Source organism: Fibrobacter sp. UWH4, from assembly GCF_900142475.1.
Lineage (GTDB): Bacteria > Fibrobacterota > Fibrobacteria > Fibrobacterales > Fibrobacteraceae > Fibrobacter.
Genome location: NZ_FRAY01000006.1, coordinates 155,149 through 175,904, shown reverse-complemented (window position 1 = coordinate 175,904; position 20,756 = coordinate 155,149). Strand labels below are relative to the sequence as shown.

Annotated in this window: 14 protein-coding genes; 13 read left to right on the top strand and 1 reads right to left on the bottom strand. The window is 53.3% G+C overall.

The window, feature by feature from the left end; all coding sequences use genetic code 11:
• Positions 1–328: 328 nt before the first annotated feature.
• A complete protein-coding gene (locus BUA93_RS12240; protein WP_139258041.1) occupies positions 329–1,444 on the bottom strand; it encodes a hypothetical protein in 1,116 nt (371 codons plus the stop codon).
• Positions 1,445–1,718: 274 nt separating this feature from the next.
• On the opposite strand from BUA93_RS12240, the gene BUA93_RS12235 reads away from it, so the two are divergent.
• The 13 genes from BUA93_RS12235 (at position 1,719) to BUA93_RS12175 (ending at position 20,748) form a co-directional block, all read left to right on the top strand.
• Positions 1,719–3,041, top strand: coding sequence for an aspartate kinase (locus BUA93_RS12235; RefSeq protein ID WP_072979830.1), 1,323 nt, complete (start codon positions 1,719–1,721; stop codon positions 3,039–3,041).
• 305 nt (positions 3,042–3,346) lie between these two features.
• Positions 3,347–4,762, top strand: coding sequence for a phosphopyruvate hydratase (eno, locus tag BUA93_RS12230; protein WP_072979829.1), 1,416 nt, complete (start codon positions 3,347–3,349; stop codon positions 4,760–4,762).
• A 401-nt stretch (positions 4,763–5,163) separates the two neighbouring features.
• On the top strand, positions 5,164–6,990 hold the full coding sequence (locus BUA93_RS12225) for an ABC transporter substrate-binding protein (RefSeq protein WP_072979827.1): 1,827 nt from the start codon (positions 5,164–5,166) through the stop codon (positions 6,988–6,990).
• 35 nt (positions 6,991–7,025) lie between these two features.
• Complete coding sequence (locus BUA93_RS12220) at positions 7,026–8,384, top strand: ABC transporter permease (RefSeq protein ID WP_254793974.1); 1,359 nt, start codon at positions 7,026–7,028, stop codon at positions 8,382–8,384.
• Positions 8,385–8,386: 2 nt separating this feature from the next.
• The gene (locus BUA93_RS12215) at positions 8,387–9,232 is read left to right on the top strand and encodes an ABC transporter permease (RefSeq protein ID WP_072979824.1); all 846 of its coding nucleotides are present in this window, start codon (positions 8,387–8,389) and stop codon (positions 9,230–9,232) included.
• Between the two features lie 11 nt (positions 9,233–9,243).
• A complete protein-coding gene (locus BUA93_RS12210; RefSeq protein ID WP_072979822.1) occupies positions 9,244–10,242 on the top strand; it encodes an ABC transporter ATP-binding protein in 999 nt (332 codons plus the stop codon).
• On the top strand, positions 10,232–11,041 hold the full coding sequence (locus BUA93_RS12205; protein ID WP_072979820.1) for an ABC transporter ATP-binding protein: 810 nt from the start codon (positions 10,232–10,234) through the stop codon (positions 11,039–11,041). The genes BUA93_RS12210 and BUA93_RS12205 overlap by 11 nt, the downstream gene beginning before the upstream one ends.
• Before the next feature lie 290 nt (positions 11,042–11,331).
• Positions 11,332–12,153, top strand: a complete 822-nt coding sequence (locus tag BUA93_RS12200; protein ID WP_072979819.1) for a hypothetical protein — start codon at positions 11,332–11,334, stop codon at positions 12,151–12,153.
• 222 nt (positions 12,154–12,375) lie between these two features.
• On the top strand, positions 12,376–13,065 hold the full coding sequence (locus BUA93_RS12195; RefSeq protein WP_139258039.1) for a hypothetical protein: 690 nt from the start codon (positions 12,376–12,378) through the stop codon (positions 13,063–13,065).
• Positions 13,066–13,143: 78 nt separating this feature from the next.
• The gene (locus BUA93_RS12190; RefSeq protein WP_072979815.1) at positions 13,144–14,898 is read left to right on the top strand and encodes a glycoside hydrolase family 9 protein; all 1,755 of its coding nucleotides are present in this window, start codon (positions 13,144–13,146) and stop codon (positions 14,896–14,898) included.
• 95 nt (positions 14,899–14,993) lie between these two features.
• Positions 14,994–16,529, top strand: coding sequence for an FISUMP domain-containing protein (locus BUA93_RS12185; protein WP_175547435.1), 1,536 nt, complete (start codon positions 14,994–14,996; stop codon positions 16,527–16,529).
• Between the two features lie 12 nt (positions 16,530–16,541).
• On the top strand, positions 16,542–17,321 hold the full coding sequence (locus BUA93_RS12180) for a hypothetical protein (protein WP_072979812.1): 780 nt from the start codon (positions 16,542–16,544) through the stop codon (positions 17,319–17,321).
• Between the two features lie 58 nt (positions 17,322–17,379).
• Complete coding sequence (locus BUA93_RS12175) at positions 17,380–20,748, top strand: hypothetical protein (protein WP_072979810.1); 3,369 nt, start codon at positions 17,380–17,382, stop codon at positions 20,746–20,748.
• Positions 20,749–20,756: the final 8 nt, after the last annotated feature.

The window sequence follows — 20,756 nt, the reverse complement described above, 5'->3', positions numbered from 1 at the left end:
TTCCCTTTCCGAACACGGAAGTCAAGCCCCTCATCGCCGATGGTACCTGGCCCACGGGCCCGGGAGAGTAGGTCGCCGCTGGATTCTCGAGGCCCTTCGCCAAAAAGGCGGAGGGTTCCTTTTTTTTATACCCGCCCCGCTCCGTTCCGTCCCGCGGCGGCCGCGTTAGGGGTAGTCACCCGGAGGGCCGAGACTACAGGCTCGGCGAGCGCAGCGAGTATAGCCCGACCCGGCCCGCCTCCGCCCCGGCGGATCTGGCCGGGGAACGCCCGCTAGGGATGCCTTGTGCGTATGGCAATCAAGGAGCGGATCTCCCTATCTTAAAAATCTATTTCGAGTACTTCGCCCACTTGCGGAGAAGTTTTTCGAAGCGGGCTTCATAACCACGCTCGTGCGCAGAGGTCTTCTTATAGAGTACGATTGCCGATTCGTCTACATCATTTTCTGTTGATTGCACGGCAATGCCCTTGAGGCACATGTCGAATTCATCTTCGTTGTACATTCTGATTCGATCGACGTAGATATATTCATTGCCATTGTTGTCCGTCATATGGTCGTAGTCATCTTCGTCAAGGAGCGCGGCATTTTCAGTTTTGCAGAGTTCCGCGTTCAGGGCCTTTTTGATGTAGGTTGCATTGCAGGTCGTAACGCCATCGGTCACGTCGATACTGATGTCGCGATTTTCTTGATAACCGTCCAACGACAGGTCCACTTTCTTTATATCGACCGTGAATGTTTTATCGCCAATAGTAAAGGTTTGCTGACGCTTTGTGCTTGCGATAATGTTCACTCCGTTATCTGCGATGGTTTTATTGTAATATTCGATATCCTGGTCATTTTCGCCATATACATCAAAGATGTCTGGCACCCAGGTATCGGTATAATCCTTTCCACTCAATGCTTTATACAATTCCAAAACAAAGTTGGATTTCGTAAAATCGGAATTGTTTATATCTGAAAGGTATTGGTCAAAGTAAATTTCCTGGGTTCCGGTCACCTTCCCGCTAGATATATTATAGGTTATTTTGTGATACTTTGAATCGTTGCATCTGGTGTCATTTTCAGTATTATGGTATTCACAATGTGTATATGTCCAGGTTCCGTAGATTTTTCCGGCGGTACCGCCAACCCACATTTCGCCGTAATGGCTTGTATCGCCATCGTCGATATTGTAGAACAATAGGGTATCTCCGTGGAACTCGTATTTCATGGAATCGGCTCTGATTCGCTGCTGAACGTTTTTCCAGGTTAATGCTTCTCCCTCTACTACGCATTCGTTCTCGTAATAGGGATCAGGAGTGATTACAATTAGTTGATGTTCCTCGTCTACGAAGAGGGAGGCTGTCCGGGTTAATGTGTTGCCGGATGCGTTAGTGGAAGAATCGTCTCCGCAGGCGGCCAGGAGCATTGCGGATGCCGTTGCGGTGATTAGGAGGTGTTTCATGTTTTATCCTTTTACGGGAACGTTAATTTGTTTTACATTGGATAATATAGTTTATGGGAGGTGAAAATTGACAAAACCTTGCCATAAGTTGTTAAAATTTCTATATATGAGCCCGCGCAACGGTAAAATGCCGTCGCAGACATAGACACAGAGTGGCGACCGCAAGGTCGCCCAGAACCAAAGTGGCTGGCCAGATGGGTAGGCTTGGGCACGACGGTCGCGAGGAAAGAGACTGCGCTCGAAGCCGAGAGGTTTGGTGGCCCGAAAGGAAAAAATGAGTCAAAGAATCGTATGTAAGTTCGGCGGCAGCTCTGTCGCCGATGCCGGCCAGTTCAAGAAGATCAAGGCCATCGTTGAATCCGACAAGAACCGCAAGGTCATCGTCGTTTCCGCCCCCGGCAAGCGCAATCCTAAGGAAACAAAGCTTACCGACCTCCTCTACAGCACTTACGACCTCGCCTCCAAGGGTCTCGACTTTTCGACCCCGTGGAACCTGATCCGTCAGCGCTATGACGAAATCTGCAAGGACCTCGGTCTCGAAGACAAGCTCACCGAAGACTTGGACAGCCTCGAAGACAAGCTCAAGAACCACCCCGAATCCGTCAGCACCGACTTCTTGGTAAGCCGTGGCGAATTCCTGTGCGCACGCCTCATGGCCAAGTACCTGGGCGCAAACTTCGTCGACACCTTCCCGCTGATCACCTTCGACGACAAGTATCGTATTACGCCGAAGACCTACGAAGATATCGCGAAGACCTTGTCTGACGAAAACCAGCTTTACGTGCTGCCGGGCTTTTACGGTAGCAACCTCCGTGGCGAAGTCAAGACCTTCAGCCGTGGCGGTTCCGACATCACGGGCGCCATTCTCGCTAACGGCATCGATGCTGCCAAGTACGAAAACTGGACCGACGTCTCGGGCATGCTCATGGCTGACCCGCGCATTGTCGAAAATCCGCTGCCCATCGAATACGTGAGCTACCGCGAAATCCGCGAACTTGCCTACTCCGGCGCCAGCGTGCTTCACGACGAATCCATCGCCCCGTGCCGCGCGAAGAAGATTCCTATCAACATCCGCAACACGAACCGTCCCGAAGACGCGGGTACCATCATCGGCCCCACTCCGGAAGAAGCGAAGCTCCCGATTACGGGTGTCGCCGGCCGTAAGGGTTTCTCGATGATCTACATCGAAAAGTCCATGATGAACAAGGAAGTCGGTTTCGGCCGCCGCGTGCTCGCCGTGCTCGAAAGCGAAGGCCTCTCTTACGAACTGTGCCCGAGCGCCATCGACTCCATGAGCATCGTGGTGGATTCTAAGGCTCTCGACGCCGTGCAGGACGTGGTCCTCGAAGACATCACGCAGCAGATGCGCCCCGACCGTATCAAGGTGTTCCCGGGCATCTCGCTCATCGCGACTGTCGGTCACGGCATGACGAACAAGATCGGTGTGGCAGCAAAGCTCTTCACCGCTCTCGCCGACAACAAGGTGAACGTCCGCATTATCGACCAGGGTTCTTCGCAGATCAACATCATCACCGGTGTTGACGAAGCCGATACCGAGAAGGCCATCAAGGCTATCTACGGCGCATTCGTGAAATAGGCCCTATCGCTGCTGTTATTCTGGAGCCGCACCAAGTGGCGATAGAATCTAGGGTGACATGATTATAGTGTCATCTTGAGCGGAGGCGCGAAGCGCCAAAGTCGAAGGATCTCAAACCCGAAAATTAGAGACGACCCGGAATAAAATCCGGGCCGTTTTTTTGTTGGGCGGAGTAACAATGAAATTTCTGTTCGAAAAAATGTTCCCCTTTTCATCAACATTTTTCTAACCACTGACCACCAACTACTGACCGCTTTTTTATATTTAAGTCACAAAAATTTTCACTTTAACAGAAGGTTAATAAAATGGCTAAAATCGCTAAAGTTTGGGCTCGTCAGATCCTGGATTCCCGTGGCAATCCGTCTCTCGAAGTCGATGTTACTCTTGACAACGGTATCGTTGGTCACGCTGCTGTTCCGAGTGGTGCTTCCACCGGCGAACGCGAAGCTTGCGAACTCCGCGACGGCGACAAGAAGACTTACTGCGGTAAGGGCACTCTCACTGCCGTGAAGAACGTCAACACCAAGATCGCTAAGAAGATCGTTGGCATGGATCCGTCCAAGCAGACTGAAGTTGATGACGCTATGATCGAACTCGACGGCAACCGCATGCTCAAGAACACGCTCGGTGCAAACGCTATCCTCGGCGTTTCCATGGCTGTTTGCGTTGCTGCTGCTAAGGATGCTGGCCTTCCGCTTTACCAGTACATTGCTAAGCTCCATGGCACTGAAAAGCTCACCCTCCCGTGCCCGATGTGCAACGTGATCAACGGTGGTGCTCACTCTTCCGCTCCGATCGACTTCCAGGAATTCATGATCGCTCCGGTTGGCGCTAAGACTTTCTCCAAGGGTCTCCAGATGGTGACCGAAATCTTCCACGCTCTTAAGGCTGTCCTCAAGAAGGGTGGTTTCGATACGACGGTTGGTGACGAAGGTGGCTTTGCTCCGGGCGTTGCTATCAAGCCGGCTAAGAACAAGTTTGGTTACGAAATCAAGGACGTGATGACCCTCGAAAAGGCTCTCGCTGCTTTGAAGACCGCTACTGAAAACGCTGGTTACGTTTTCGGCAAGGACATCAAGATCGCTCTTGACGTTGCTTCTTCCGAATTCTGCGACAAGGATTCTGAAAAGAAAGGCTCCAAGGCTGTTACTTACACGTTCAAGAAGAGCACCAAGAAGACCCTCAAGTCTGCTGAAATGGTCAAGCTCTATGAAAAGCTCATCGACAAGTATTCCATCTTCTCCATCGAAGACGGTCTCGATGAAGCTGACTGGGCAGGTTGGAAGGTTCTTACCGACAAGCTCGGTGGCAAGATCAACCTCGTGGGTGACGACCTGTTCGTCACGAACCCGACCATCTTCGACGAAGGCATCAAGGCTGGCATCGCTAACGCTATCCTCATCAAGGTGAACCAGGTCGGTTCTGTTTCTGAAACCCTCGCTGCTATCAAGCGTGCTCAGGTTGAAGGCTATGCTCCGATCGTTTCTCACCGTTCTGGCGAAACCGAAGACACCTTCATTGCTGACCTCGCCGTCGGTACTGCCGCTGGCCAGATCAAGACTGGTTCTCTCTCTCGTACGGACCGCGTCTGCAAGTACAATCGCCTCCTCCGCATCGAAGAAGAACTCGGCAAGGCTGCCGTGTACGCCGGTGACCCGCGCAAGGCTTGCAAGGCCACTAAGACCGCTTGCGCTTGCAAGAAGTCCTGCAAGAAGAAGTAGTCTCTAGAGCGCAAGCTCTCGCAACTGCCCCTAGTTAATACCAGGGGCTTTGTTGCTCATGGAAGGCCGCTCCGGCTGCCAAGGCTTGCCCTGACAAGGTCACTGAGCTTGCCGAAGTGACCTTGGCAAAATTATTCAAGGAAGTCGCTCCCAACGGAGCGGCTTCTTTTGTATGTAATAGTGAATTAATTTGTTTGAACTGCAAAAAAAATAAGCGTGTGTTGCAAGTAGTGTAAATTTCTGTAAACAGCGATGGCGCGTGGGGATACCTATGGTGCGCAAAAAAATCCCTTTGTAAACACTATTTTTTAAAAAGCGCAGAACAATTTTTTCATTTAAATCTATATTACGGGAGAAATTTTTTCACACAAGCTTTTTATAGCTATAAAAAGAGGACACAAATGATTGGATTGAAATCGATTGCCAAGACGGCGCTTGCGCTCTCGGCATCCGGTGCGCTCCTTTCGGGTTGCGGCGACGCAGCATCGGAAGGTGATCTGGGTGGCGCGCTTCCCCGTCAACAGACGCTGTACTTGTCGGGCCAGCAGAACGACGCTCCGGGTTCGTTTAACCCGCTAGCTGAAAGCTGGATGGCTTCCTGGCCGGTGGGCGGACGCTTCAACCTGATGTACGAACCGCTCATCACCTACAACTCCCTGAATGGTAAGATCGAACCCCTTCTGGGCACCTTGGTCGAAGAGCTTTCCAATAACGACTCCATCGTTGTGGACCTGAACCCCGCCGCCAAGTGGAGCGACGGTAAGCCGGTGACTTCTACCGACGTGACCTTCATGTTCCTGCGCGGTTCCATCAACTCTACCGAACAGATTTCCGCTATTCATATCGACACCTTGAAGAAGAACGAAGACGGTACCGTTGCTGAACGTCTTTCCTTCATGGTCGCTAAGGACAAGCGCAACAACCCGCTGACCGTGCGCGACATGTTGCAGGCGACCCGTATCGCTCCGTCGCATGTGTTTGAACCGCTGATCAAGGAAAAGGGCCTCGACGAGACGAAGAAGCTCCCCATGGATCAGAATCCGGTGATTTCGGGTCCGTACAACCTGCGTAGCGCTGACCCGAACAAGATTATTCTTGAACGCCGCGACGACTACTGGGGCAACGCTGCCCTCCACGACGGACAGCTCCCGGCTCCGAAGTTCATTGTTCACCCGATTTACAAGAACAACGAACATAATACCATCGCCATGCGCGAAGGCAACCTTGATGCCTCCCAGAGCTTTATTCCGCGTATTGCTCGTAAGGCTTCGGCCGGCGTCCACACCTGGTGGAACGAGCCGCCTTACTTCCGTCCGGGTGCAATGCCCATGCTCGTGATCAACACCCTTAAGGAACCCCTGAACGACAAGCGTTTCCGCCGTGCTCTTGCTACGGCAATTGACTACAACGCTCTGCGCCAGTTCGCCGTTTCCAACTACACCTCTACCCTCAAGGCCGGCCTCATCATGCCGACGGACCTCGAAGGCAAGTACATTGTCGACGAAGACCTCGAAAAGTACGGCGTGAACCTTGGCATCAGCGATGAAGCCGAACGCCTCGCCGCAGTGAAGCAGATTCTTTCCGAAGCGGGCTTCAAGTCCGTGTTCAACGACGACGGTACCTTGGACCACATGGAAAATGCCAAGGGCGAACGTCTCCCGACTCTCTACATCACTAGCCCGAATGGTTGGACCGACTGGGAAGCCATGGTGACGATTGCTGTCGAAGGCATGCGCAAGGCCGGTATCGATATCCGCGAAGGCTTCGTGGACGGTGGTTCCTACTGGCCGGCCATGGGTCTTGGCAACTTCGACCTCGTGATGCACAAGCCTGTCGCCGACGTGACTCCGTCTCTTCCGTGGAGCCGCTTCAACGAAATCATGGCAAGCCGCGACTGGCAGCCGCTTGGCGCCTGGGCCGGTGTGAACATCGGTCGTTACAACCAGCCGGGTACCGAAGGCTTCCGCCCCGAAGTGGACCAGCTCCTTTCCGCTATTCCTCTGATGACGGACTCCGTGGAAATCGCAAAGGCCTACCGCGAACTCAACAAGATCTTCATGGAAGACCAGCCCTCTATTCCGCTGGTCTACCTGCCCGAACAGTTCTACGAATTCAGCGACCGCGTGTGGACGAACTGGCCCACCGCCGAAAACCCGTACGCTCCGGCTCAGCTGCCGTGGGTGGCTTCGGGCACCAAGATCCTCTGGAACTTAAAGCTTGCTAAATAAAGGTTAAAGGAATACAAATGCTTAAACAATATCCTATGCTACGCTATGTCCTGCAGAAGGGGTTCTGGTATCTCCTGACCTTCGTTTTTGCAGTGGCACTTAACTTCGCGTTGCCGCGTCTTGGCGACAACAACCCGGTCGACATCATTATGGGTCAGGCCGGTAAGGGCCTTTCTCCGACTGAAGCTCAGAAGAAGAAGGCCGAACTCCTGGTTTCCTTCGGCATGGCCGAACTCGACGACCAGGGTAACGTGATTTACGAACCGGAAGTCGACGAAAATGGTCAGATGGTTACCCGTAGGGTCGCCAAGCTCGACGAGGCCGGCAATCCGGTGCTCGTGACCGTGAAGGAAGTCAACGAAGACGGCACCCCGAAGATGGTGGAACGCCAGAAGGTTGACGCCGAAGGCAAGCCGGTCTTCGAAGAAAAGCCGGTACTCGACGCCAAGGGCAAGCCCGTGATGGAAAAGGTGGGCAAGAAGAAGGTCGCCAAGGTTGAAAAGGTTGCCGTGATGGAATCTGTCCAGGCAGAACGTCAGGACACCGTGATGGTTGAAGAACCGGTGCTCAAGACCGACCCGAAGCTCAGTTCTGCATTCTCCCAGTTCCTCCGTTACATCGCCAACGTGTTCAAGGGAGACCTCGGCCTCTCTTACCAGAACAACGAACCGGTGACCAACGTGATCAAGAAGTCCCTCCCGTGGACGCTCCTCATCCAGGCTCCGACTATTTTGCTCGGCTGGATTATCGGTAACTTGCTCGGTGCTTTCGCTGCTTACAAGCGCGGCATTTTCGACAAGGTGTTCTTCCCCTGCGCCATGTTCCTGAACGGTGTGCCGTACTTCGTGTTCGGTATGCTCTTGGTGGCCCTCTTCTCCATCACGCTCGGTTGGTTCCCGGCCATGGGTGCCTACAGCTCTGACATTCCGGAACTCACCTTCTCCTGGACCTGCATCAAGAGCGTCGCTTGGTACTACATCCTCCCGTTCTTCAGCTGCTTCCCGATTCTTCTTTCGGGTCAGGCAACGGGTATGCGCTCCATGTCCATTTATGAACTCGGTACTGACTACATGAAGTACGCTAAGTGGCTCGGTCTTCGCGAAGGCAAGATTATTAGCTACGTGTTCCGTAACGCCATGCTTCCGCAGCTCACCGGTCTTGCTCAGTCCCTGGGCGCCATGGTGGGTGGCGCACTCATTACCGAAATGATCTTCTCTTATCCGGGCCTCGGTATGGCGATGCTCAACGCCATCCAGAAGAACGACTACGCAACGATTCAGGGTTGTACGCTCATGATCTCTACCTGCGTGCTTGTGGCCAACTACGCCGTTGACGTGCTCATCGCCGTGTTCGATCCGCGCGTTAAGGCCGGTCTCCAAATGGGAGGTAAGTAATTATGTTGAAACTCTTAAGAAACCTTCTCAAGTCCCCGATGTTTGTCATCGGTATCTCGATCTTCGTGCTCACGCTCCTGATCGCGCTCTTTGGACCTCTCTTCTACAACGTCGATACTCACGCCCGTGACATTCTCGCTGGCCCGTATGCAGGTTCTTCTTCTGAACACCTGCTCGGTACCGACCACCTCGGCCGTGACTATGTGTCCCTGCTGATTGCTGGTCTGCGCAGCTCGCTCTATGTGGGTTTCGTGGCCGGTATCATCGCCACGACGATCGGTGTGCTTATCGGTCTGTTCGGCGGTTTCCGCGGTGGCTGGATCGACGAAGTCCTGAACATGTTCACGAACCTCTTCATCGTGATTCCGCAGTTCGTGATCCTCGTGCTTATCAGCTCTGCCGTGAAGGACGGTCGTTCCCTCACCTTGATCGGTCTCATCATCGGTCTTACCGCATGGAGCTGGTCTGCTCGTGCTGTGCGTGCCCAGGCATCTTCTCTGCGTAGCCGCGACCACATCGCGCTTGCCCGCATCAACGGTGCATCTACGCTCACGATCGTGATCAAGCATGTGCTTCCGTACTTGCTCTCCTACGTGTTCATGGTGTTCATCATGCAGGTGGGTTCGGGTATTCTTTCCGAAGCTTCCATCTCCATGATCGGCCTTGGCCCTGTCGATACGACTAGCCTCGGTATCATCTTGAACCAGGCGAAGGACAACGGCGCTCTTGCCGACTCCATCTGGATTGCCTTCATTCCGGCGACCCTCGTGGTGACCCTTACGGTGTTTGCCCTTTACCTCATCAATACTTCTATGGAAGGCGTCTTTAACCCGCGTCTGCGCAAATAAGAGGTAACGAAATGTCTGAAAATGTATTTGAAGTAGAAAATCTCGGCCTCTATTACCTTGGCCGTTTCGGCGACAAGACTCATGCCGTGACGGATGTGTCCTTCTCCATGAAGCAGGGCGAAATCCTCGGTATCGCAGGTGAATCTGGTTGCGGTAAGTCCACCTTGGTGTCCGGCCTTATGGGCATGTGCATCCCGCCGCTTTACCCCGAAAAGGGTGACGTGCGTGTGCGTGTGGGCGACCACATGGAATCCCTGATGCACCGCAAGCTCGAAGATGTTCGCGCTAACGTGCTCGCTCAGCAGGTCTCCATGATTCCGCAGGGTGCATTCAACGCGCTTAACCCGGTGCGTAAAATCAAGGACATCGCTGCCGACGTGATCGCTGCCCACCAGCAGCCGGGCAAGAAGCTCGACCACAAGGAAATCTACGACCGTCTTTGCGAACGTTTCGACCTGTTCGGAATGGATACCAAGCGTGTGCTGAACTCCTACCCGATTCAGCTCACCGCCGGTGAACGCCAGCGTTCCGTGATCGGTATCTCCACCTTGCTCAACCCGCAGATGGTGATCGCCGACGAACCGACTTCCGCTCTGGACGTTTCTACCCAGAAGGAAGTGATCAAGATGATTTTCGATCTTCTTGACAAGGGCATCTTCTCCACGATGATCTTCATTACCCACGAACTTCCGCTCCTGTACCACGTGGCAGACAACATCGCCATCATGTACGCCGGCGAAATCGTGGAATACGGTACGGCTGATCAGGTCGTTAAGGATCCGCGTCACCCGTATACGCAGGCTCTGATGGGCGCTATGCTTTCTACCGAAGCTTCCCAGCGTACCCGTCATCCGGTGGCTATCGAAGGTGCTCCTCCGAGCCTGAAGAACAAGATCGTGGGTTGCCGCTTTGCTCCCCGCTGCAAGAAGGCATGCCCCGACTGCAAGAAGAATACCCAGAACATCCGCATTGTAGGCGACCGTCAAGTGAGGTGCGATTATGCTGTCTGATAAACCCGTTGTATTTTCCGCTAAGCGCATCAGCAAGGATTTTGGTGCCGGCAAGTCCCTGAAGACCGCCGTGAAGGATGTGTCCTTCGACATCTATGACGAAGAGTTCATCTCCATCGTGGGTGGTTCGGGCTGCGGCAAGTCCGTGCTCGCCAAGATCATGCTCGGTCTTTATAAGCCGACTCGCGGCCAGTTCCTGTATCGCGACAAGCCCATCAAGAACCTGAAGGCTCACTGGAACGAAGTGCAGTCCGTGTTCCAGGATCCGTTCGGCTGCTTCAACCAGTTCTTTACCATCCGTAGCCAGCTGGAAGACGCCCTGAACATCCTCAAGGACAAGCCCTCCAAGGAAGAAGTTCGCCGCCGCGTGGACGAAGGCCTGATGGCTGTGAACGTGAAGCCCGAAGATATCGAAGGCAAGTACCCGTTCGAACTTTCCGGCGGTCAGATGCAGCGTATGCTTTTGGCTCGTATCTTCGCGCTCCGTCCGAAGGTCTTGATCGCTGATGAAGCCACCTCCATGGTGGACGCCTGTGTGCGTGCAAACATCCTCGATTACCTCCGCAAGTTGAAAGACGAGCTGAAGATGACCGTGGTGTTCGTGACTCACGATATCGGTCTTGCAAACTACGTTTCTGACCGTATCTTCATCATGCACGACGGTAAGATCGTGAACCAGGGTACTCCTGCCGAAGTGCTCGACAACACGACCGAACCGCACACGCTCAAGCTGCTCGACGATATCCCGGAAGTCCACAAGACCGAATGGATCAAGAACAGCCATCGTTCTAAGAAGTAATTGCAAGGTGAAAGTCGTGAAAACAAGTTTGCTTGTTTTCATGACCGAACCGAAGATTACTGCGATCGAAGAATCCAGAAAAATCGGCTCCGTAAGGAGCCGTTTTTTCGTATTTTGCGAGAAAAAAGAGTGAATTGTTTTTATAAAATGTATTTTTTTGATAAGTGATTATGCGGGAAGGACAAACGCTAGCGTTATAAAATAATGGTTCATCAGTATGCAACTTTATTCCATGTTGCTTTTGAACAACATTTAGATAACAGTTATTATGCGATAGATTGGAGGAAAAAATGAAATACATCGCTCTTGCCATATTTCTTATTCAGTTGTCCGCTGCCAATGTATTTGCGGCAAGTTGTGACATGAAAAAGTCCTTGTCGTTTTTTCCGTCAACAAGTATTTGCCTGTTCAAGAAGGACTCCTTGAATTTTAGGAATAAGAAGAATGTTGAACCGCCTGTAGTGAATCTGCAAAGGAGTGGAAACCTATGGATGTACCGCTCGCACTTGAATCCAATGATTGTGGTAACGACGGATGGAAGACGTGTAGTGCTGAGCAATATCTGTGAAAAGGACCCCTTGTGTGATTCCTTGGATACGCATGTGTCTTTTTCGGCGGTCTTGAAGGATGAATTTTTGCGGTGGCAGAAGGCCTCTGTTTTTGAGGGGACGGAACAGGAGGCTGATTCCTTGGTGAGCCACATTATTGTAAAGATGTCAAAGGCCTTTGGCGAAGAAGACGATGTTGACGAGCCGGATTTGGCATATATAGAGTACAATATCTATTGCGATGACACAGATTCTGCGGAGTCCATCTTGGGTCCTTTTTTTGGGCTTAATTGGGAAACGCCGACGGTACTTGATTCCTTGTATTTATGCGACGAGTATACTCTAAAGATTCCTGTCGCTTCGACAGGTTTTCACTCGTTGAACATCGAAAGAGTTTCTAGGAATACTTTCTCTATTGGAGGCATAAAGGACTTTACTCCATATAAAGTTTTTGATTTGAATGGAGTTTTGCTTAAACAGGGTTATGTACAAAAGGGATTGGTCGAAATAAGTACGTTTCCTAGTATTTTGATGATTTCAGATCAGAAGGTTCTGTTAAGGTAGGAAAAATAGGTCCTGTTTCCTGCTGAAAACGGAAAAAAGGGGCGGATGTTCCGCCCCTTGTTTTGCAGAAAGATTCTATTTTATGAAAAGATGAAACGAGTACTTCTAGCATTACTTACAATACAATTTTTTGTGTTGCCGACGTTTGCAGGGAATTGTGTTCTTAAAAAGTCCTTGTCGTTTTTTCCGTCGACAAGCATTTGCCTGTTCAAGAAGGATTCCTTGAATCTAAGGAATAAGAAGAATGTCGAGCCGCCTGTAGTGAATCTGCAAAGGGGTGGAAACCTGTGGGTATATCGCTCGCACTTAAATCCTGTGATTGTGGTAACGACGAATGGAAAACGTATAGAACTGAGCAATATCTGTGAAAAAGATCCCTTGTGTGATTCTTTGGACACGCATGTGTCTTTTTCGGCGGTCTTGAAGGATGAATTTTTGCGGTGGCAGAAGGCCTCTGTTTTTGAAGGGACGGAACAGGAGGCGGATTCCTTGGTGAGCCATATTATTGAAAAAATGTCGAAGGACTTTGGCGAAGAAGATGGTTTGGGTGAACCGAGGTTGATGTCTACAGAGTACAATATCGATTGCGATGACACGGATTCTGCGGTATCCGTCTTGGGTCCTTTTTATGTGCTTCACTGGGGAAAACCGACGGTTCTCGATTCCTTGTATTTATGCGACGAGTATACACTAGGTATTTCGGAAATTCCGGTCGGCGGTCGGTCGCTGGGCATACGAAGAATTTCTAAAGGCGCCTTTGCCGTTGATGGCCTGAAGGAAGTTTCTGCGTATAAGGTTTTTGACCTGAATGGGATTCTGCTTGAACAGGGCTATACGCAAGATGGACTTTTGAATGTGGACTATGCTCCTGCCGTTCTGGAAATCTCGAATAAAAGGTTTTTGTTGAAATAATCGGTCTGTTTTCTACTGAAAACAGAAAATCACCCCCTGGAATATTCATTCCGGGGGTTTTTTAGGTATATTCTAGGTATGAATTTCTCTAAAAGTGCGTTTTTAGCCGGTGCAGCTTCTGTAGCTGTGTCATTTTCGTCTGCTTTTGCAGGTCCCCTTGTAAACCAGCTGGGTTTTGCTCCCGATGCAGAAAAGATGGTCGTTTACCCCGGTAGTGACGCCAACGGTCTCGAAGTTCGCGACTTGAACGGCAAGACGGTACTGAAACTTGATGCGCCGATGGTCTACGACTGGGATTACAGTGGCGAGGAGGTGCAGTCGTTCGATATTTCTGCCTTAAAGGTTCCTGGGACCTACCGCCTGTTCCGTGGCGGCGAATACGTGGGTACCCCGATCGTGGTCGGCAAGAACGTCTACGACGACCTGGTAAAGGCTGCCCTCAAGTGGTTCTATTACCAGCGTTCAAGTATGGCGCTGGATCCGCAGTATGCGGGCAAGTGGGCCCGTGCTGCTGGCCATAAGGACGACAAGGTTATCATTTACGGTTCCGACAAGGTGACCGGAGGCAAGGGTGCCGGCAAGACGATCAAGTCGGACCGTGGCTGGTACGATGCGGGTGACTACGGCAAGTATATCGTGAACTCGGGCATTACCGTGTTTACGCTGCTCGAGGCCTACGAAAATTTCCCGAAGTACCTGGATTCGCTCTCCTGGAATATCCCGCGCGAATTTGCGAAGTATCCTGAAATCTTGGAAGAAGTACGCTATAACTTGGACTGGATGCTCACCATGCAGGACAAGGATGGCGGTGTCTACCACAAGGTGACAACGCTTAAGTTCGGTGGCAGCGTGATGCCCGAAAAGGACGACGCCCCGCGCTATGCGATTATCAAGAACGTGACGGCCTCGCTTGACTTCGCGGCCGTGATGGCGCAGGCGAGCGTGGTCTACAGGAATATCGACAAGGCATACGCCGACAAGATGCTCAAGGCTGCCGAAAAGGCTTACGGCTGGGCGAAGAAGAACCCGAAGGCTTTCTACAAGCAGCCCGCCGACGTGCAGACGGGAAGCTACGCCCCCGGCGACGAAAACGGCAAGGATGAATTCCGCTGGGCTGCCGCCGAACTTTACCGTGCGAAGGTGGTGGCGGGATCGAAGAACGACAAGGCTGCGGCTACTTATTTGGCCGACTTGAAGGCGAATCCCTTTACGCCCGATGGCGCCTGGTGGGGCAACGTGAATATGCTCGCCGCGTTCCGCGTGGCGCAGGATTCTGCTTCATTTGACAAGGACCTGGTGGCTGCCGCGAAGAAGGTCGTGCTGGACGAGGCGAACAACCTGCGTGCCGTGGGCGATACGAGCGGTTACCATCTGCCCGCTTTCCCCTGGAGCTGGAACTGGGGCAGCAATAGCGCCATGGCCAACAACGGAATGGTGCTGGTGCATGCCTACCTGCTTACCGGTGACAGGAGCTATGTGGATGGCGCCCAGCAGTGCCTCGACTACCTGCTCGGCAAGAACCCGATGGACATTAGCTACGTGACGGGATTCGGCTACCGAAGCCCCAGAAACCCGCACCACCGTCCGAGCGAATCGGACATGGTCGACGATCCGGTGCCGGGAATGCTCGTGGGTGGCCCGCACCTGGGCAAGCAGGATATCAACCTGGACGGCAAGGAACATTGGAAGTGCCCGGACTATGCCGCCGCCGACAAGCCGGCTCTTGCCTACCTTGACAACCGTTGCAGCTATGCCACGAACGAAGTGGCGATTAACTGGAACGCCCCGCTTGTGTACCTCGCCGCGGCCCTCGAGGTGATTTACGGCAAGTAGCGGATATTTGATTTTATGATTTGGCTCGGGTTCGGCGAAATGCCGGATCCGTTTTTTATTGTATATTTTATTTGAAATTCAAAATGGTGGAGAACATGAAGAAATTGTATACTCTCGGATTTGTGGCCTTGCTGTTTGTCGGATGTAGCGATAATGGGTCCGATGCCGAAGATGTTTTCGGTCCCGGCAAGAAAAAGGGAAAGACCGTTACCGTATCGGGGGTGGCGCAGCGCGGGTTTGGTGAGACGACTGCGAGCGATTCCATCCAGTTGGGGAGCCGTCTGGCGCCGGAATATTGGATTGGCGAATGGGGCGAATCCGTAGGTATCGATAGTGCCGGTAACTTCAGTGCGAGCGTGTTCGGACTCAAGATCAATTATGCCGAACTTTATTCCCCTTCCAATATACCCCTGTCGGCGGCGCTTGATGTTTCGAAGTCAAATACGGCCAACGTGAATTACCTGACCAGCCTGATTACCGAATCGGTATGGCATTATATGGAACAGGGCATGGCTTATGAGGAAGCCTGGTCCAAGGCGGCGAAATCCCTCCTGAAAAATCTCCACATGCCCGAGAATTTGACGGACTTTACCCATTATTCCCTGTATGGCGAAGGCGAAGGCGATGCGATGCTCGCGGCGCTTTCTATCGTGATTGAAAGAAGCGTGACTTGGCGGGTCTTTGAAATGGATACGGCGACAGGCCTTTTCCGCGAGGAGGAGGCTTTTAAGAAAATTTCGGCGAACGTGGCGGGGCTTGTGTATGGCGACAAGCTGGATTCCCTGCGCAAGGCTGTCGAGGCGCAGTCGCCTACGGGGAAAGTGGCGAATTACGAAAAGTACCTGAGCGAGATCTTTGCCGACGGCGAAGGCTATGACCGCTGCACGGCAGAAAATCAGGGCAAGCTGATTGGTTACGAAGATTACTACTACGCATCGATTGTCTGCGACAAGTCCGTATGGCGCAAGGCTCATTTGGGAGATTTTATCGGGCCCAAGTACAACCCGGACCTTACTTACGGAATGTATATAGACGATCGTGACCACCATGTTTATATGACCATCAATATCGGCGGAAAGCTGTGGATGGCGGACAACCTGAACTATGCGGACAGCTCCGCTACTCCGAACCTTGCGGGACAGAGCTGGTGCTACGACAACGATTCGACGAATTGCAACGTGTTTGGCCGTATGTACACCTGGAGTGCCGCGATGGATCTTCCTTCGGCGTTCCTGGATTCTTCTTATGACGAAAAAGAGGGATTCCATCAGGGCATTTGTCCTGAAGGCTGGCATATTCCCACGGACGAGGAGCTGAATTCTGTGACATTCGAGGGTTCGCCCCTGTCCTCCTTTATGACGGGCTCCGATAACGCGAGCGGCTTTTCTGTCATTCCTGGTGGCGCTGCGTATGCGGAAACGGAATACGGGGACTCGGAAGAATATACCGGCGTAATGCATTTTGAGGCCATGGAGTCGTATACGAATATATGGATCCGCAATGAATACAATTCGCGAAATGCGGAGGCTTGGTATTACCGGTATTCGATGGAAGGCGGAAGGTCTCAGGCGTATTCCGAATTGAACGACAAGCATCACGGCTTTTACGTGCGCTGCCTCAAGGATTACTAACGGAAGGTTGATTTGTTGAATTTTGCTGCAAAGATTGTCGCCTCGTTCGTGCTGAGTGCCTTGTTCGGGTGCGCAGGGAACAGGCCTGCGGTGGAAACGGTCGCGAAGTCTGCTGACGGTGTTTCGGCGGGGGCTCCGCGCGACAGCATGCGTGCGAAATTCCAGCTGACGATCGTACAGGACAGCTCGACGCAGGAACTGGATGCGGTCCTTTTCTCGGTGCCGGGAAAGCGCTACCGCATGGAACTCACGGGGCCGCTCGGTATCGGTGTCGCCTCGCTCCTGTGGCAGCAGGAAGGCTGGCAGATGACTTTCCCGACGGAAAAGCTCTACATGAAGGGCGAAGGGTACATGGTGGGGCTCCTGAACAGCGACGCGCTCCCGATGGTGCATATCCACCAGGTGGCAGACATTTTTGACGGCCGCTTGCTCCCCGAAGGGTTCGAGGAAGTGGCTCCGCCCGACGATTCGACCCGCATCGAGGGGGTTGTCTATGCCCGTGAAAAAACAGGGCGCAAGTTTACTTTTGGCCGCGAGCCTGTGGAGGGCGCCCCGGAAAAGTCGCGCGTCGTATGGCTTTCGCGTATGGGGGTCGGCGGCAAGACCGAGACGATCCGTTTCTATGATTTCAAGGCATTCGAGGGGGTAGAAACCCCGTCCAGAATCGTATTCGAACTTGACGGTGCGAAATTCCTCGAAATACGCATCAAGAAGATTGCCCGCAACAAGTCGTTCAGCTCGGGGACCTGGCGCCTGAACATTCCCAGGAGCTTCAAGAAAGTCGGGGAATGACTATTCTAAGTCGCGCCGACGCTCTACTTTCTGCTCCCTACTTTTGTAAATTGTGGATATGAAGTTAAATGCTAAGATCTTTGCATTGGTTTTTGGGCTATTCTCTTTTGTGCCGACGCTTGCTGCGGATACGTTGCAGGTGTATGCGATCCGCGTGCAGTTTGCGGATGAAAACCCTAACGACAACAGTCTCACGACCGGAACGGGACTTTTCGATTCCGACAAGGGAAAGAAGGGCGACTACAAGCTGGACCCTTCGGGGCGTCGCAACAGCGTGCCCTACTGGAAAAAGCATTTCGATTTTGCGAACGCCTACTTTAACAAGGCGAGTAACGGCAATGTGGTGATTGATGCGCATATTTTCCCCACCTCATCGAGCGCCTACACGCTGAAGAAGCAGATTATCGACTATAACCGTACGAGCAAGATGAAGGGCGAGAAGACGGCCGAATTCGACGAGGCCCGTAGCCGCGATTACCTGCAGTTCGTTTACGACGCCGTGATGGCGGCGCATGAGTCGGGCGAATCCCCGTTCAGCGAACCGTTGTCGAAAAACCCGAATACGAAACGCGTCTACATGATTATCCACGCGGGGGCGAGCCGCTTGCTGGATGGCGGCAGCATGGGTACGCGCGGTGCCGATACGCCGGGTGACTTCATGGATTTCTATGTCAGTCGCAACGATTGGCGGTATCTGCCCGATACGCTCGAAGGTACGGCTGTCCGCAAGGTAAGCAAGGATTCTTCGGTGGTCAATGGCCTGGTGCTGAAGGATGCCTCTATCGATACGTTGCGTTCGATCATGGTGACGAGCGAGACCTTCTCGCAGGACGGACTCAACTGGGGCGTGAACGGAAACATCGTGAACCAGATTGCGCATGAACTCGGGCTCCCGAACACCTACGACGTGGTGAAGGGTATCAGCCGCCTGGGTTATTACGACCTGATGGACTTTGCGGGCTACAATGCGGGCAACGGTTTCTTGCCTTCGCTGCCGGCGGCGTGGGAACGCGCCTACATGGGCTGGACGCAGGTGAAGGAAGTACGCCCCGTGGCGGGCAAGCCCGTGACGGTGGAAATTGCCGCGGCGGGAACGGGCAAGGGTACCGAAATTGTGAAGGTGCCGCTTTCTGCAAGCGAATACCTGCTGATTGAAAACCGTCAGCGCAGCTGGGACAAGGACGGCCTGGTGAGCGTGACGCTTGGCGACGATGACGAAAGCTCCGACACGATTGTCAAGACGGTGCCGGTGGACAGCCTGAACCTGGTTTTTGAGGACAGCGTCTGCGTCAAGGGTAAGTGCAAAAAGAACGCCAAGAAGGCGAGCGGGATTATTCTGGATGTGAGCAGCTATGACGCGGGGTTGCCGGCGAGCGGTATCGTGGTGTGGCGTGTGAATGACTGGTACTTGCGTAAGACCCTGGAATACGGCATTGCGAATTTCTGGGGCGGCGATACATTGCGCGATCACCAGTTCGGGATTGCGATGGTCGAGGCCGATGGAATTTTGAGTATCGGCAAAACCTTCAAAAATGCAATCGGCGAAGACACCTACGATTACGGTTCGGGGACGGACCTGTTGCCGCACCTGCGCAAGCCTGCAAAGGATTCCAAGCAGAAGTTTGATACGGTCAAGACGATAGGCGCGACGGGCTATGCGAACACGATGACGACTCAGGGTGGCTACACTGGAATCAAGATTGCCGTGAAGGTGCCTGAAGATGCCCGCATCGAAAAGACTGCGAACGCCTTCATGGGTGACAGCGTCGTGAACTTTGGCGCACAGACGATCAGCGTGACCATTAGCATTGACGACGGGAGTATTGAGGGCGGAAAGTTCCCACGCAATGTGGGCCTTGCCTCGGCGGTGCGTGGCGCCGTGTTCGTAGATGACCCTGAAAACGAAGGCGAAAAAATTCTCGTGGTGGGTGCCGAAGACGGAACGCTGCAGGCGTTCAATGCGATGGGAGATACGCTGTTCCCGGCGGATACGGCGATCGTGCAGAGGACCCTGACTCGCAATGCGACCGAGCGCGAGGTGCCGCTGTATCGCGTGGGTGCAAGCAACGGGACGCTGGTGGGCATAGCCAGCGACGGCAAGGACGTTTACAGCCTGCACAGGAGAAAACTCGTGAAGACGAGCTTTGCGGGAGGGCTCCCGACGCAGCGGGAACTTGACATCGATTCCGCGACGGCGGGGCCTGTGGTGTACGGCGGTGCGGTCTTCTTCGCGACATCGAAGGGACAGGCCTCTTTCAATGTGAGTGACGGGAAGGTGAAGCTTCTCGAGGAACGCGAAGGCATCAATGATTTGGCCTACTGCGGTTCCGCGGATGGAAAGGATGTGTTCGCCTATGTGACCGCTTCGGGAAGCGCCTATGTGCAGGACCGTGAGGTGAAATTGAGTGGCAAGGCCGATGAAATTTTCCGCATTGCCTGCGCCGATCTTGATCGCGACAATAAGGTTGACATGGTGGCGGTGGGTAGCCGCGGAACGGTGACGGCGGCTAGTGTCGGTAGCGTCAAAGGCCCCCTGAATTGGAGCAAGTCCTACAAGCGCGGCGCCGGCGGCACCAGCGGCCTGAAGGATGAAACCTCCGGCATTGCGGTGGGCGATGTCAACGGTGACGGTTATCCTGAAGTCGTGTTCCTGGGCGATAACCTCGTGTATGCGCTCGACCGCTCGGGGCTCCCGATTGCGGGGTTCCCGGTGAAGATTTCTCGCGGCGCTCCGATTTATGGATTCTTCAGCGACCCGATTCTGGTGGACGTGACGGGCGACGACGTCCCTGAAATTCTGGTACCGAGCAGCGACGGTCTTGTGTACGCTTACACGGGTAAGGGCAAGGCGGTCACGGATGGTTTCCCGATGGCGATGGGCAGCTACGAGGATGTTGAAACGGTGGCGGAACTCCAGCCCATGAGCATTTTTGTGGCGAATGCCGTTTCGGACAAGAAGTCGGCTGGTCCTGAACTCTACGCTTTGCATCGTGACAATTTGTCTGCACTGCGCCTGCGCAAGGCTTCTAGCGATGCGGCTTCGTCGAATGCGGCGTGGACGCTCCCGGCGGGTGGCAACGAACGCACCGGCTACTTTGACGCCTCGAAACTCGGAGACGTAAAGAAGCAGGTCGCGAAGGACGAAATTACGGAATTCTTCATGTTCCCGAACCCTGTCCGCGGCGGTGTCGCCAAGGCCCGCTTTGAAATCGGCGCGGCGGCGAAGGATGCGACGCTCGAACTCTACGACATTACGGGACTTTGCGTGTTCAAGACGAAGATGAACGATGCGAAGCAGGGTCGCAACCAGTTCGAAAATCTCGACCTGAAACACCTCGGTTCCGATGTCTATACCGCGCGGCTCAAGGTAAAGTTCGAAAGTGGAAAGACCAAGCAGAAACTCTACCGCGTGGGCGTGGTGAAGTAATGGTGTAC

Excerpts from the sequence above, each read along its gene's own strand:
- BUA93_RS12185 (WP_175547435.1), top strand. The coding sequence starts at position 14,994 with ATGAAGAAATTGTATACTCTCGGATTTGTGGCCTTGCTGTTTGTCGGA.
- BUA93_RS12175 (WP_072979810.1), top strand. The coding sequence starts at position 17,380 with ATGAAGTTAAATGCTAAGATCTTTGCATTGGTTTTTGGGCTATTCTCT.
- BUA93_RS12190 (WP_072979815.1), top strand. The coding sequence starts at position 13,144 with ATGAATTTCTCTAAAAGTGCGTTTTTAGCCGGTGCAGCTTCTGTAGCT.
- BUA93_RS12240 (WP_139258041.1), bottom strand. The coding sequence starts at position 1,444 with ATGAAACACCTCCTAATCACCGCAACGGCATCCGCAATGCTCCTGGCC.
- BUA93_RS12205 (WP_072979820.1), top strand. The coding sequence starts at position 10,232 with ATGCTGTCTGATAAACCCGTTGTATTTTCCGCTAAGCGCATCAGCAAG.
- BUA93_RS12200 (WP_072979819.1), top strand. The coding sequence starts at position 11,332 with ATGAAATACATCGCTCTTGCCATATTTCTTATTCAGTTGTCCGCTGCC.
- BUA93_RS12220 (WP_254793974.1), top strand. The coding sequence starts at position 7,026 with ATGCTACGCTATGTCCTGCAGAAGGGGTTCTGGTATCTCCTGACCTTC.
- BUA93_RS12215 (WP_072979824.1), top strand. The coding sequence starts at position 8,387 with ATGTTGAAACTCTTAAGAAACCTTCTCAAGTCCCCGATGTTTGTCATC.
- BUA93_RS12235 (WP_072979830.1), top strand. The coding sequence starts at position 1,719 with ATGAGTCAAAGAATCGTATGTAAGTTCGGCGGCAGCTCTGTCGCCGAT.
- eno (WP_072979829.1), top strand. The coding sequence starts at position 3,347 with ATGGCTAAAATCGCTAAAGTTTGGGCTCGTCAGATCCTGGATTCCCGT.
- BUA93_RS12210 (WP_072979822.1), top strand. The coding sequence starts at position 9,244 with ATGTCTGAAAATGTATTTGAAGTAGAAAATCTCGGCCTCTATTACCTT.
- BUA93_RS12225 (WP_072979827.1), top strand. The coding sequence starts at position 5,164 with ATGATTGGATTGAAATCGATTGCCAAGACGGCGCTTGCGCTCTCGGCA.